The organism is Gimesia panareensis, from assembly GCF_007748155.1.
GTDB classification, from domain to species: domain Bacteria; phylum Planctomycetota; class Planctomycetia; order Planctomycetales; family Planctomycetaceae; genus Gimesia; species Gimesia panareensis.
In genome coordinates this window covers 314,028-327,757 of sequence record NZ_CP037421.1, presented here as the reverse complement: position 1 = coordinate 327,757, position 13,730 = coordinate 314,028, and the positions used below count along the sequence as shown (strand labels likewise).

Genomic DNA, 13,730 nt, shown 5'->3' with positions numbered 1-13,730 from the left:
TTCTGCAGCGAAATCCAACTCATCCATGTCTCACTACCCACGCATTGTCCTGGCCAGTCGGAACCAGAAAAAAGCGGGCGAGATCGCCGCATTACTGAAACCGCATGGCATCGAAGTCCAGAGTGTCGCCGACTTTCCCCAGGCAAAAGAAGTCGTCGAAGACGGCAATTCATTTGCCGAGAATGCCGCGAAAAAAGCATCTGAGACAGCACAAGCCATTTCAGAGTGGACCATCGGGGAAGACAGTGGCCTGATGATCGATGCCCTGGATGGGGCACCCGGAATTTATTCAGCCCGGTTCAGCGGTGAAGATGCGACCGACGAAAAGAACAACGCTAAAATGCTCGAGGAACTGAAAGACGTCCCCCTGGCAGAACGGACCGCCGCCTATGTCTGTAATGTGGCGCTGTCAAATCCCCAGGGAGAGATCTGCCTGCAGGTCGAAGCCCGCTGCCGGGGTCGCATGACCGATCAGGCCCGGGGAAAGAACGGATTCGGCTATGATCCCTATTTCGAAATCATCGAGCTGCACAAAACGTTCGGGGAACTGGCTCCCATCGTCAAACAGCATCTCAGTCACCGGGCACGGGCATTTGAACGATTCATTCCGCAACTGGTGGCGCTCTTCCACAATCTGGCAGACTGATGACCCGGATAGAACATAGATCAACCGTCCCGGGAATCTCAGATCAGAACGAGCGGTCTGCTTTTTCTTTCGAGACCGGCGGTGGAGCCGCAGCTCCCGCCCCACTTGCCCGCCGTGAAGCATAACGAATCGGGAACGAAGGCCAGATCTGGTTCTCGTGCTGAGGCAGCATGTACTCCGGCCCGTCGAAGATATGTCCCAGCGCGCCATTCCGCATGGATTTCTCGGAAACATACTGCGTAAATCCCAGCCACTGGCGATCGGGTGCTACAACTCCGAACAGGTTTTTCCGTTCGGGAGTGAACCCGGCAAACTCCCGCGGTAATGGAGTGGTGTGCAAAGCTGTCAGCAGGAAGGCCATGGTGATGTAGCCGGTCAAAGCCGCAAATCCCCAGCGACCAATTTCATGCACCAGGGGATGCACCTGCATGTACGCCGGCGCAATCCGGACTGTCACCTCACGAAACAGAAAGACGAACCCGACAAACAGACCGACCAGCGCAATACTGTCCCACCGCTGCTGCCAGGCGCCGGATCCGATCACGTTGTTGCCCATAAACGTAGCCAGCGGCTCGAAAAAATTCATCGCCAGCAAGGCAGCCAGCAATACCGAGACAAAAATAAAACCTGCTCCCCAGGCACCTTCACTGGCAACGCACCAGGTCACAATTCCCAGAATGGCAAGCAGTAGAATGTCGATCATATTTAATTCCAAACTGAACTGAGTCGCTTTAAACGGGTCTCTCTATCGCAGGTATCATACCCTCGCTGTCGGAAATTACTTCACGACACGCAGTAACTCATCAATGGACGTAACACCTTTGACCACCAGACGCAGGCCTTCTTCCTTCATATACAACATGCCGTTCTTCCGGGCCTGTGCTTTCAGCTGCGACATGTTGGCGGCATCGCGAATCATATCCCGCATCCGCTCGTTGAACTCCAGCAGTTCGACCACGCTGATTCGTCCGTAATAACCCAGACCACTACAGGTGGGACAGACCAGCTCCGGACTCTTCGGTTGACGATAGAAGCATTTCACCTTCTCCGGCGGCAGGTTCGCTTTTTTCAGAAACTCCGGATTGGGCTGATAGGCTTCTTTGCAGTCAGGACACAACCGTCGCGCCAGACGCTGTGCCAACAGGGCAGACAGTGAACTGGCCAGCATGAAGGGTTCGACTTCCAGGTCGATCAAACGGTACAAGGCCGTAAATGTGTCGTTGGCGTGGACCGTGGAAAACACCATATGCCCGGTGTTGGCAGCCTGACAGGCAATCCGGGCGGTTTCGGCGTCACGAATTTCACCAATCATGACCACATCCGGGTCCTGACGCAGAATACTTCGCAGTGATTCGGCAAAGGTCTGACCGGCTTTCTGGTTGATTTCAATCTGCGAAACGTTATCAATCCGGTATTCCACCGGATCTTCAATCGTAATGATATTACGCTGATACGGGTCGATTTCGTGCAGAGCGGCATACAGGGTTGTCGATTTACCGGCACCCGTCGGACCGCAGCAGAGGAACAGACCGTGCGGCTGTTTCACGATCGAACACATTTTATCGACCAGCTGTTTCCGCAGCCCCAGCTCTGAGAGCGAAGCGATCGAATTCGTCTGGTCCAGAATACGCAGACTCATTTTTTCGCCGTGACGCGTCCCCTGGCTGGCAAGACGAAAGTCGATTTCCCGGTCCGGCATGATGGCACGGAAACTACCGTCCTGCGGACGACGCTTCTCGGTAATGTCCATCGCCCCGAGTACTTTGAAAATATTCAGCACCGCTTCGCCGATCGAACGGTCAAAGCCTTCCGTGGGATACATGACACCATCAATACGCAACCGCACCCCATATTCGTCTTCTTTCGGTTCCAGGTGCACGTCGGTCGCACGACGCATGGTGGCATCGTAGATCAATTCTTTTGCTGCCAGGAATCCACGCGAGTTCTCTACTCGACGGGAACTGGCAGGATCGTCGCCGCGACCCGTGGAAGATTTTCCGATAAATCGAATATCGGGCCCCATGGCGGCTTCCTGCGTTGTTTTACCACCAATGCGGATTCCCATGCCTGCCAGGTAACGAATGGTCATTTTCTTAATGTGATCGGGAGTCATCACGCGGCTCGAGGCCGGCACTTTGCCATTACGTTCCTGGATATAAAACCCGAGCGGTGCACCATAAGCAGCGCCCAGCAATAGAAAGCCAACGATAAAGTTCGGCATGCAGAATACCAGCAGAAAACCCAGCACGCCGGCTACCAGGATCAGCGAACTCCAGAATTCAGTATTGCACTTCAGTCCCCGACTGTCTTCATCCACCCAGTAAGAGGTCTTGGCCCAGAGCAGAAACAGCAGACAGACAAAAAGCATTTTCCAGAAATTGAAATAGAATCCCTGGGAGGAAGTCTGAGGACCGTTCCCCCGAAAAAACCGGATCGGCACAGGAGGATATTGTCCCACACTGGCAGTATTCGCGGGTGCGCGCGTGGTTTGCTCGTCACCTCGCCCCTCTTCGGCCACGGGTTGTGCATGCAGCTCTGCTGAGGACAGAACCACGCTCAGCAGAATCAATAAATACGCCCAGATAGATTTCACGCTGTTGCACCTCAAGCTGTGGGCTGTTCCCTCAAAAGTGAAAGACCCGGAAAACCGGCCTTAAATCATGCTAAAATGAGATACGATAGGGACTTGAATTTAGCCAAAATGTTCTATGGAAGGAACGGCATTCTCTACTTTTTAAGCAGGAGATCTACTTTTTCCCGGTTTACTCACCAGATGTGCCGATTTCAGGTACCCATGCAATACAAGTATATACCTCATATATTAGCGGCAGTCACCCGAAAATGAAAAGGTAAAAACGTGTTGCACCGCTCCCGAATCAGCAAACTCAGTTCGAAATCTTCATCCATCCTCCGGTAAAAGTTACTGCCCTGTCCAACGAAACAGACCGCCTGCAGGATCATATCAACCAATACAGATTTGTTCTGTTCCAACAAAAAACCCCTGATCTGATAATTCAGACCAGGGGGAGCGTTCACTTTAACTGAATAGATCACAAATAGCGTTCAGCTTACTTGCCGAAAATCGCTGCCTGATGCAGATGCAGCGTCCCCTTCCCTTCCAGGCCCACACGCACAAATTTGGCACGTGTGCCTGCAGGAAGTTCGATGGTCCACTCCGGTTCCGCTTTTTCCGCGGTCCAGACCTTCTCGAAGTTCGTCCCATCAGAAGAAATCCAGACGGTCAGGCCTTTGGCCCGTTCCTTCAGCCCACCCCGGTTCTTTAACCAGATGGTACGGATTTCGGAATCATCCTTCAGACGAATCGTGACATAAGGCGACTCGGAATCGATATCGGAATGGAAAGCGAAATCAAATCGTTCCGCGGGAACGTCTGTCAGAAACAGATAGGCATCCTTGTTCCAGGTCTTGTTTCCGAACTTGCCACCAAACTTGATGGCTGCATCCCGGGAGATCTCTTTGAAACCGTTCTTCTTCCGCAACTTGACGGTTTTCTGCTTCGCGCTGATCCAGCCCTCCTTGTCCTGCGACACAGCGATCAATCGCTGTTGGGACAGATAGGCCACCAGGTCCAGAAACTCGATCGGGGCGATCGTCTTGATCAGTCCCTCGGGCATCGAACTGGACTTCATCGGCTTACGCAGCTCGATGTCCTCTTTGGGAATATCAATCTTCTTCCCTTTGGCCAATCCCAGGGAGATCATTTGATCTGTTTCAGCGAGCACAAAGCCGGTATGCACCTGACCTTCGACCGTGACAATCGCCACGGTCTCGAAACCTTTGGCGATCTTGTCGTTGGGCATCAGGATCGAAGTCATCATTTCCAGTTTGCTCACCCGCTGACCGATGTCGCTCAGGTCCGGACCAAACTTTTTACCCAGGTCGCCCACCATGTGACAGGCGGAACAGACCTGCTTGAATACGCCTTCTCCGCGGGCAGCGCTGCCCCCCTGCATGGAAGCCAGTTGCCGAATCGCGGCTTTGCGTTTCCCTGCCGAAGCTTCTTCGGAACCGGCAATCTCCAGCGGTTTCACCGCGGCGCCCCCCGGTCCCGTCATCTTCTTATAACGGTCGAGGTATTTCTTCGCCGCATCAGAAGAACCTTTCAGGAAATCGGGCTTCGACTCTGCGACTTCCCAGGCAGGCTTGAGTGCATGCAGCGTATGCTCCAGCGTGTAGTCAATCCAGTAATCCATCTCGTGATCGGTCGCCTGCAGTGCCAGTTGAGTCGCCTCGACCGTCCCGAGGAAACTCAGACCACGCACGGCTTCCAGTCGCACTCGCGGGTTGGGATCGTTGATCGCTTTCGTCAGATACGCTTTCAACTGCGGCTGACGATCGATTTCATTGACCATCGTATGAATCGCCGCAGCCCGGGCCCGATATTCATCGGTCGCCAGGATGCGATCCACCAGTTTCGGATCAACCGCACGGAAACTTTCCTGCAGCCACATCGCTTCACACAGCTGCTTCGGATCATTCACTCCTTCAATCCATTTATTGACTGCCGCCAGCACCTCAGCCTGATCCCGGTCCCACAACTCGCGACGGGCGCGATAACGGGTCCGCAGTTCATAGGCGTTCAGCTGCTCCAGCAGTTCTTCAATCGACTTATCGGCCTGTGTGACAGGCTTCAGCAGCGGTTTCTTCGTGTTGACCAGTCGATAGATGCGGCCATGTTTGTGGTCGCGGTTCGGGTCACGCTGTGAATACTGCATGTGACCAATCAACGCGTTGCACCAGTCACCAAACCAGACCGCCCCATCCGGTCCGATCTTCGGATCGACGGGACGGAAAATCATGTCGGTCGAGGAGAGCAGGTCTTCGACGCGTTCCCCTTCAAAGCCGGAACCATCTTTCTGATCACGGAGATTGAACCGCGGCATGCCGTGCATGTTAATCACACAGGCATAGATGAACTGGCCCTGCACGTCATCCGGCAGGTGCCGTGAAATCAGGAACTCGTTCCCTACAGCGGGACGCATCCCCTCGTTATCGAAGTTGGGTTCCAGCGTTCGTCGCGTGTTGACTTCCAGACCGGAGAGCGGGCTCGTCCAGTGCTGTTTGGCGTTCGTCCCGTCACCCACCATACCATTGCCCCACTGATCGAAGACCAGGCACCACGGGTTCCCGTAGCCGGGAGTCCGGAAGTGACGGAATTTCAGTGTGCGGGGATCCAACGTATAACAGCCTGCGGTGTCCTTGTTACGGAACGCACCGTAGGGAGTTTCCAGTGTCGTTGACAGCGAAACGCCTTCCAGCATGTGCAACAGACCGCCGTTCGAGTATTCCCAGGCACCCACAGTATGGTGCGTATCATCGGTGGCAATTCCGTTGACCACTTCCTGGACGAAATCGGCTTTGTCGTCGCCATCGGTGTCTTTCAGGAACAGGATCCGCGGTTCATCGACCACGAGTACGCCCCCGTTCCAGAATTCAAATCCGGTGGGGCAGATCAGTTTGTCGTAGAAGGGAATGCATTTGTCGGCTTTGCCGTCGCCGTCGGTATCTTCAAAGATCAGCAGCCGGTCGCTCGGTTTACCTGCACCAGGCAGCCACTGCGGATAATTGGCCATACAGGAAACCCACAAACGGCCCTTGTTATCGAAGGCGATCTGGTTCGGGTTCGCCAGTTCGGGAAACTCCCGCTCGGAGGCAAACAGCTCGACCTTGAAACCCTCGGGAACCTTCATCATCTTGATCGACTCTTCCGGAGTCGGATACTTCAGATCTTTCGGCTCGCGCATTTCCCGGAACCGTTCATCCCGGCTGCCGAACATGGTTTCCGGAATGAAAACTTCACCGGTCTTGGAATCGTCGGGCTGATCGGGTACCACGCCGCCGGCGGCCATCTCCCAGATATAACGGTCACGTACTTCGACCATTTTTCGAATCTTCTGATATTCACCAGGGAACGTTTCCATATCCCAGGTCCGACGCCCCCCATAGACATACCAGCCATTCAGCATCCGGTAGTCCTGTGCATGAAACCAGGATTTGTCATTCACCCACTTCAGAACTTCGTTGAATTTAGAAGTACCCGTTCCCAGGGGATGCCGGGAGACAAACAGGCTCCCGTCCAGCATCTCGCCAATGAGCCGGTAACCCTTCTCGTTCGCATGCGCCCCGTTGACCGTGTACTGGTTGCCGGGTTCCTGCGCGAATTTGGTTTTCGTTTCTGTAAACAGGTCGACGAAACGGTATCCGTCTTCCTCGGCCAGCTTTTTGATCGCAGCCGTATAAGCGGCCAGGTTTTTATTTTCTTCCACTCCGGTTGGTTGCAGCGGGTTACCCGTTGACTCAAAAGCGATCGGGCTGATGAGTACGAACCGCGGCTTCTTGCCGTTCTTCGTAAAACGCTTCGTCTGTTCCGCGATGTAGTTGCGGTAGTTCTTCACAAAGACGTCCAGGCTCTCTTTGGAAGTACCAGCAAACGATTCATTAAAACCGAAAAAGCAGAGAAACGTTTCCGGACCGAAGACTTCCAGCGGATCGTCGATCGTGGTGTAGTTACTGGGACGCTGCTGAATGCCAACTTCATCGGCTGGCCAGCCAAAGTTCCGGAAGATGATTTCCTTCTCGGGATACCGGGTCTGCAGCAGGGTTTCGAAGTCACCGAACTGATTCATCCGTTCGGCCAGCGCGTTTCCAACAGCCACTACGCGTTCATTTTTCTTCAGTTCAAAAGGTTTGTCGGCCCTTAGAGTCGAATGCAGATTGCACAGAATCAGAGCGGCCATTACCAGACAAAGTCGCATTCCATCTTCCTTTTCAGTTTGATTAGCTTCGTGAGAAGTTATTAGCTTCGTGGGGAGTGGTACCGTTTTCTTACGATACGGGGCGGGAAAACGTTTCCAATAAATCAGAAACTTTTGCTTTAGAGCGAGAACGACAGACGCTGATTCTCAGTCAGCGGCGTCTCAACAGCTAAGCGATACCCCCACAATAACGAGGCCTGCAGGGCATCGTCAATTGAGGCTTGACAGTGGATCTAAAAACAATTGTAGAAACAGGTTGAGACTAATTTCTCAACCTTTAAAAGAATCTCATGACATATCACCGCTAAAGTCCACATCTCATGATACTTATGTCAGATTTCCCATCGATCTGTGTCTCGACCGCGATTTATCTTCCTCAATACTGAAGTTTCTTAAACCCGGTTCTGCCAGATTGGAGAGCACGCAAATCCAGAAGCACTAAAACTGTCCATGCCTGAAGCGGCGCCAGCATAAGACCGCGCAAGTCTCGCTTTGACTTTGATTTAACGGCAGCCCTGCTCCCCTCTGGTTCTGGCTCTAAGTTGAAGTCGCTTCACTCCAGAGTCATAATAAGCTCCAGAGAGCCGGAATGTCGAAATGAATGTGGTGGAAAGGTTTAGCCCGAGCCAGATCAGTCGCAGATAGTAAACAATCCATTCGTCACTCAGGCAGCCCGCCAGATCATTGTTTTCGCGTCAAACAGACAGAAATTTCCCTGGAGCACTGAGAATAAACGCATGAAGTCTGGTACCCGCTTCATTTTACTGGGTGGATTAATCGTTGCAGCAATCGTCGGAGGCTGGTACTGGAAGACACGGGAGGATCAGTCCCGCGCTCAGGAACTCGTCCTCTACGGCACCGTTGACGTCCGACAGGTCGAACTCTCCTTCAATGCCAGCGAACGGATCGGCAGTGTCCTCGTCGAAGAAGGTGACCGGATCAAAACCGGCGAACTCCTGGGGAAACTGGAACTGAGAAAATTTCAGTTAGCCGTCGATCGGGCGCAAGCACAAATCGAGGTCCAGCAGCAGGTCGTCGATCGACTGGTGGCCGGTACACGTCCTGAAGAAATCCGCGAAGCCGAAGCCTCGCTGAACTCTGTGGAGGCGGAACTCAAAGATGTGAAAGCGACCTACCAGCGGGTTCTCGCTTTGAGCAGGAAAAACGTCGCTACCCAGCAGGATCTGGACGATGCCCGCTCCAAGCTCGATACCGCGGAAGCCAACGTCAAACTTCAGCAGGCGGCTCTCGATCTCGCCAACGCAGGCCCCCGTAAGGAAGACATCGCCGAAGCCAAAGCCCTGCTCAAACGTTATAAGGTCGAACTCAAACAGGCCGAGCACGATCTGGCAGACGCACATCTCTACGCACCCTCCAACGGAATCGTGCAGGAGCGAATCCTCGAAGTCGGTGATATGGCTTCCCCCCAGAAACCGGTTTACACCGTCGCGCTGATCGATCCGGTCTGGGTCCGCGCTTATGTTTCCGAGACAGACCTGGGAAAAATCTCTGAGGGCATGAAAGCCGAAGTCGTCACCGACAGCTTCCCCGACAAAAAATACGCTGGCTGGATCGGATTCATTTCTCCGACTGCCGAATTCACTCCCAAGCCCGTGGAAACTCCCGAACTGCGGACCAAGCTCGTCTATCAGATCCGCGTGTTTGTCAAAGCACCCAATAACGAATTACGGCTGGGGATGCCGGCCACCGTCCATATTCCCCTCGATCAGCATCCCACAAAAAATGCAGACACCAGACCAGCGACCGCCGACACCGACAGCAAGCACGAGCAGCACGACCACTGATCCGCCCGTTGATTCGCCTTGATTGTTCCCCGTCCGCTTGACCAGGAAAAACAGCAATTCCATGGACAGCCACGATTCGACAGCCATGCATTGCCAGAATGTCTCCAAAACATTCCGGACCGGGAATCGCGAAGTCACTGCGCTCAACGATCTGACCATCGACGTGCAGCGGGGAAAAATCACCGGACTCATCGGCCCCGATGGCGCCGGCAAAACAACGCTGATGCGACTGGCTGCCGGGCTGCTCCATGCCGACAGCGGATCCGTCACCGTCCTGGGGCTCGACGCCGCCCGCGATTCTCTCGAGGTCCAGGCCAGCGTCGGCTACATGCCCCAGCGCTTCGGACTCTATGAAGATCTGTCCGTGCAGGAAAACCTCGATCTCTATGCCGACCTGCAGGGTCTCCCCGTTCACGACCGCCCCGATCGTTATGCAGAACTGATGCGGATGACGGGCCTCGCCCCGTTTACGAAACGACTGGCCGGAAAACTCTCGGGCGGCATGCGGCAGAAACTCGGCCTGGCCTGCACCCTGGTGCGTCCTCCCCGGCTCCTGCTGCTGGACGAGCCCACCGTCGGCGTCGACCCGGTATCGCGACGCGAACTCTGGGTCATCGTCGACCGTTTCGTCAAAGAAGAAGGCACGACCGTCCTCCTGAGCACCGCCTATCTGGATGAAGCTGAACGCTGCGAGAATGTGATCATGCTCGATCAGGGACAGCTCATCGGCCAGGGGCCCCCCGAACAGTTCAGCCAGCCACTCACCGGCCGCACCTTCCACCTCCATTCGTCCGACCGGAATAACCGGGACCTGCAGGCACGCGTCACCGGTCGCCCGGGAGTACTGGATGCCGTCATCCAGGGCGAAGCCGTCCGCCTCGTCCTGTCAGAAGATGCCCCGACTACAGTGGAAGAACTCCTCCCCGGCCAACAAAACATCACACTCGAACCGGTCCCTCCCCGTTTCGAAGACGGCTTCATCACCATGCTCCGCGAGCGCCGCGATCCGGTTACGCCCGGCACAGATTCCACAACCGATCCTCCCGCGAGTCATTCAGAACCGCCCGGCAAAGACGGAACCGTCATCAGCGTGCGCGATGTGCAGCGCCGCTTCGGCAGCTTCTATGCCGTCAAAGGCGTCTCCTTCGACGTGCACCGCGGCGAAATCTTCGGACTGCTAGGCGCTAACGGTGCCGGCAAAACGACTATGTTCCGCATGCTCTGCGGTCTGCTGCCCGCCAGTAACGGCTCACTGCAGGTGGCGGGCGTCGATGTCCGTAAAACCGCGGCTGCCGCCCGGGCTCGCATCGGCTATATGTCTCAAAAATTCTCACTCTACGGCACCTTGAGCGTCGATGACAACCTGCAGTTTTTCAGCAGCGCCTACGGACTGGCCGGCCAGCGCCGCCGGGATCGCATCGACTGGGCGACCACAGAATTCGAATTAAAACCGGTACTGGATAACAAAAGTGGCGACCTCCCCCTGGGCTATAAACAGCGGCTCGCACTCGCCTGCGCCCTGATGCACGAACCTGAAATCATTTTCCTGGATGAACCGACTTCGGGCGTCGATCCGCTGGCGCGACGCGAATTCTGGCAGCGGATTAACGCACTCGCTGCAGCGAATGTAACGGTCCTGGTCACCACGCATTTTATGGAAGAAGCCGAATACTGCGACCGGCTGGCCATCATGATGGCAGGCGAAGTCCTCTCCCTGGGCACGCCCCGCGAAATCAAACAACATGCCAGCTCGGACGAAACCCCCGACCCCTCCATGCCGGCTCTCTCCATGGAAGACGCATTCATTCACTTGATCGAAACACAGACAGACGAAAAGATAGAATCGGGAACGCCGTAGCGCGATTCCCAGACCAGAGACCAGCCAATGAAAACCACACGCGGCGGAGCACTGATGCGAATGCGGGGACTGATCAGGAAAGAATTCCTGCAGGTCCTCCGGGATCCCAGTGCGCTGGCGATTGCCTTCGTCCTGCCGATCGTTCTGCTGCTGATCTTCGGGTACGGCGTCTCCCTGGATGCCGAGCACGTCCCCATCGCGATTGTCGTTGAATACCCGACTCCCGATACCGCCAGCTTCTGCGGTGAACTGGAACACTCCCCCTATTTCAAGCCCGTTTACTTTCATGACATGCCGACCGCCCGCCAGGCGCTGATGAAACGCGAGGTCGATGCCATTCTGCATTTCCGCGCAGACTTCGCCCGCCAGTTGCGCAGATCTGACGGTGCCACGGTGCAGCTCGTCCTGAATGGTGTCGACGCCAACACCGCCCGCATTGTTCAGGGCTACGTCTCGGGCGTCCTGCAGAAATGGATGGAACACCGGGCGATTTCCACCGGACAAACGCCCGCAGTGCCCGTCAATGTCGAACACCGCATCTGGTTCAATGCAAACGTCCGCAGTCGCAACTACCTCGTCCCCGGCGTAGTCGCAGAAATCATGACGCTGATCGGTGCTCTGCTCACCGCGCTGCTCATGGCCCGCGAATGGGAACGCGGCACCATGGAAGCCCTGATGGTCACCCCCGTCTCCATGCTGGAAGTTCTGCTCGGAAAAATCATCCCCTACTTTTTTCTGGGCCTGTGTGGCCTGGCACTCTCGGTTGTGATGAGCGTCTGGCTGTTCGAAGTTCCGCTCCGTGGTTCTATCTGGGTCCTCATCCTTTCCTCGTCCATGTTCCTGCTCGCCGCCCTGGGCATGGGGCTGTTGATCTCCACCGTCACCAAGGTCCAGTTTGTCGCCGCCCAGGTCGCCATTATCACCACTTTCCTGCCCGCATTCATTCTGTCCGGATTCATTTTCGATATTGGCAGTATGCCGACGGTGATTCAGTGGATCACCTGCATCATCCCGGCACGCTATTACGTCTCCCTGCTGAAGACCACCTTCCTGGCCGGCGATGTCTGGTCGGTGCTGATACCCAACTTTATCGCGCTCTGTCTGATGGCCACGTTCTTTCTGGGTCTGACGGGACTCATCTCCCGCAAACGGCTGGATTAGGAGCAGCACCATGTCACGCATCCTCGCACTGATCCATAAAGAATTCCTCGCCCTGCTGCAGGACCCCAAAAGCCGCTTCGTGATTATCGGACCCCCGATTCTGCAACTCCTCGTCTTTGGCTACGCCGCCACCTTCGATGTCACCGACGTGCCGCTGGCGATTTATAACGAAAGCCGTGACGTCGCCTCCCGCGATCTGATCGCCCGCTTCCTCGGCTCCGACAACTTCCGCCACGTCGCCACGATCACCCACGACAGCGAAGTCGCCCCCCTGATCAATAACCGCGAAGCCCTCGTCGTCCTGCACATCGGCCCCACCTTCAGCCGCGACCTGCACCACAACCGTCAGGCGAAAGTCCAGTTGCTCCTGGACGGTCGCGACTCCAACACCGCGCTCATCGTCCTCGGCTACGCCCAGAACATCATCAATCAATTCAACACCGACTGGGCCGCCTCGCAGGGACTCTCCGGCGCCCCGGCTCACCTCGAAGTCCGCTCCTGGTTCAACCCGAACCAGATCAGCCGCTGGTTTATTGTCCCCGGGATTGTGGGCCTGCTCACGCTCGTGGTCACCCTGCTCGTCACTGCGCTCTCCGTCGCCCGCGAACGCGAACAGGGGACCTTCGACCAGCTGCTGGTCACCCCTTACAGCCCCCGGGAAATTCTGATCGGAAAAGCGGCCCCCGGATTCATCATCGGCATCGGCGAAGCGACCTTCATCGTTCTGGTCGCCGTCTTCTGGTTTGGCATCCCCCTGCAAGGCAGCCTCGTGACGCTTTACACCGGCATCGTGCTGTTCGTCCTCGCCGCCATCGGCGTCGGCCTGATGATCTCCTCCCTGGCCGTCACGCAACAACAGGCTCTGCTCGGCGCCTTCCTGTTCCTCGTCCCGGCGATCATCCTCTCCGGGTTTGCCACTCCCATTTCCAACATGCCGCCGTTCGTCCAGACCATCACCTACGCCGACCCGCTCCGCTATTTTCTGGTCGTTCTCCGCAACACCTTCCTCGAAGGCACTCCCTTCGACCTGCTGATCAACCAGTTCTGGCCCATGGCGGTCATCGCAGCGATCACCCTCACCCTGGCCACCTGGATGTTCCGCAGACGCATGTATTAACTCCAGGCAGCATTGATTGAATCGTACGAATCGTGATTGACTCATCATTGTCCTCCATGAATCGCAGGGCATTAACCCCGGTTCTTACTCAGTCTGTTGTTAACTGCCCATCCCGAATTATTCTCTATGACGTCGGGTGCCACCTGTTGGCTCGCCCAACAGTGCTGGTATAAGACTCACCCACCACAAAGAAAACGGGTAACCCCGAATACAATTCGGGGCGAGCACCGCCAGCAGGAAACAGTCAGAGCAAAGTTTCAAATGGCCTCCATCACTCCAACCCTCTAAGCAACCGCGTGCCACTGCTCGGCTCGCCCGACAGTTCTGCCAGGCTAAACATATCCCACCTCACAAATCCTCCCTCACT

8 protein-coding genes are annotated in these 13,730 nt (G+C 55.7%); 5 read left to right on the top strand and 3 right to left on the bottom strand.

The window, feature by feature from the left end; all coding sequences use genetic code 11:
- Positions 1-25 precede the first annotated feature (25 nt).
- Positions 26-646, top strand: coding sequence for an RdgB/HAM1 family non-canonical purine NTP pyrophosphatase (gene rdgB, locus Enr10x_RS01285; RefSeq protein ID WP_145447933.1), 621 nt, complete (start codon positions 26-28; stop codon positions 644-646).
- 43 nt (positions 647-689) lie between these two features.
- Here rdgB and Enr10x_RS01280 read toward each other — a convergent pair whose 3' ends face one another.
- The 3 genes from Enr10x_RS01280 to Enr10x_RS01270 form a co-directional block, all read right to left on the bottom strand.
- A complete protein-coding gene (locus tag Enr10x_RS01280) occupies positions 690-1,349 on the bottom strand; it encodes a CvpA family protein (RefSeq protein WP_145447932.1) in 660 nt (219 codons plus the stop codon).
- 75 nt (positions 1,350-1,424) lie between these two features.
- On the bottom strand, positions 1,425-3,239 hold the full coding sequence (locus Enr10x_RS01275) for a GspE/PulE family protein (protein WP_232093193.1): 1,815 nt from the start codon (positions 3,237-3,239) through the stop codon (positions 1,425-1,427).
- Positions 3,240-3,714: 475 nt separating this feature from the next.
- Positions 3,715-7,422 (bottom strand): PVC-type heme-binding CxxCH protein, encoded by a 3,708-nt coding sequence (locus Enr10x_RS01270; RefSeq protein WP_145447931.1) that lies wholly within the window; start codon positions 7,420-7,422, stop codon positions 3,715-3,717.
- A 737-nt stretch (positions 7,423-8,159) separates the two neighbouring features.
- Between Enr10x_RS01270 and Enr10x_RS01265 the strand changes: the two genes are divergently transcribed.
- The 4 genes from Enr10x_RS01265 (at position 8,160) to Enr10x_RS01250 (ending at position 13,363) form a co-directional block, all read left to right on the top strand.
- Entirely contained in the window at positions 8,160-9,227 is a 1,068-nt protein-coding gene (locus tag Enr10x_RS01265; protein ID WP_145447930.1) for an efflux RND transporter periplasmic adaptor subunit, read from the top strand.
- A gap of 61 nt (positions 9,228-9,288) precedes the next feature.
- On the top strand, positions 9,289-11,085 hold the full coding sequence (locus Enr10x_RS01260; protein WP_145447929.1) for an ATP-binding cassette domain-containing protein: 1,797 nt from the start codon (positions 9,289-9,291) through the stop codon (positions 11,083-11,085).
- A 27-nt stretch (positions 11,086-11,112) separates the two neighbouring features.
- Positions 11,113-12,246, top strand: a complete 1,134-nt coding sequence (locus tag Enr10x_RS01255) for an ABC transporter permease (RefSeq protein ID WP_145447928.1) — start codon at positions 11,113-11,115, stop codon at positions 12,244-12,246.
- Between the two features lie 10 nt (positions 12,247-12,256).
- Positions 12,257-13,363 (top strand): ABC transporter permease, encoded by a 1,107-nt coding sequence (locus Enr10x_RS01250; RefSeq protein ID WP_145447927.1) that lies wholly within the window; start codon positions 12,257-12,259, stop codon positions 13,361-13,363.
- Positions 13,364-13,730: the final 367 nt, after the last annotated feature.

Excerpts from the sequence above, each read along its gene's own strand:
- rdgB (WP_145447933.1), top strand. The coding sequence starts at position 26 with ATGTCTCACTACCCACGCATTGTCCTGGCCAGTCGGAACCAGAAAAAA.
- Enr10x_RS01280 (WP_145447932.1), bottom strand. The coding sequence starts at position 1,349 with ATGATCGACATTCTACTGCTTGCCATTCTGGGAATTGTGACCTGGTGC.
- Enr10x_RS01270 (WP_145447931.1), bottom strand. The coding sequence starts at position 7,422 with ATGCGACTTTGTCTGGTAATGGCCGCTCTGATTCTGTGCAATCTGCAT.
- Enr10x_RS01265 (WP_145447930.1), top strand. The coding sequence starts at position 8,160 with ATGAAGTCTGGTACCCGCTTCATTTTACTGGGTGGATTAATCGTTGCA.
- Enr10x_RS01260 (WP_145447929.1), top strand. The coding sequence starts at position 9,289 with ATGGACAGCCACGATTCGACAGCCATGCATTGCCAGAATGTCTCCAAA.
- Enr10x_RS01255 (WP_145447928.1), top strand. The coding sequence starts at position 11,113 with ATGAAAACCACACGCGGCGGAGCACTGATGCGAATGCGGGGACTGATC.
- Enr10x_RS01250 (WP_145447927.1), top strand. The coding sequence starts at position 12,257 with ATGTCACGCATCCTCGCACTGATCCATAAAGAATTCCTCGCCCTGCTG.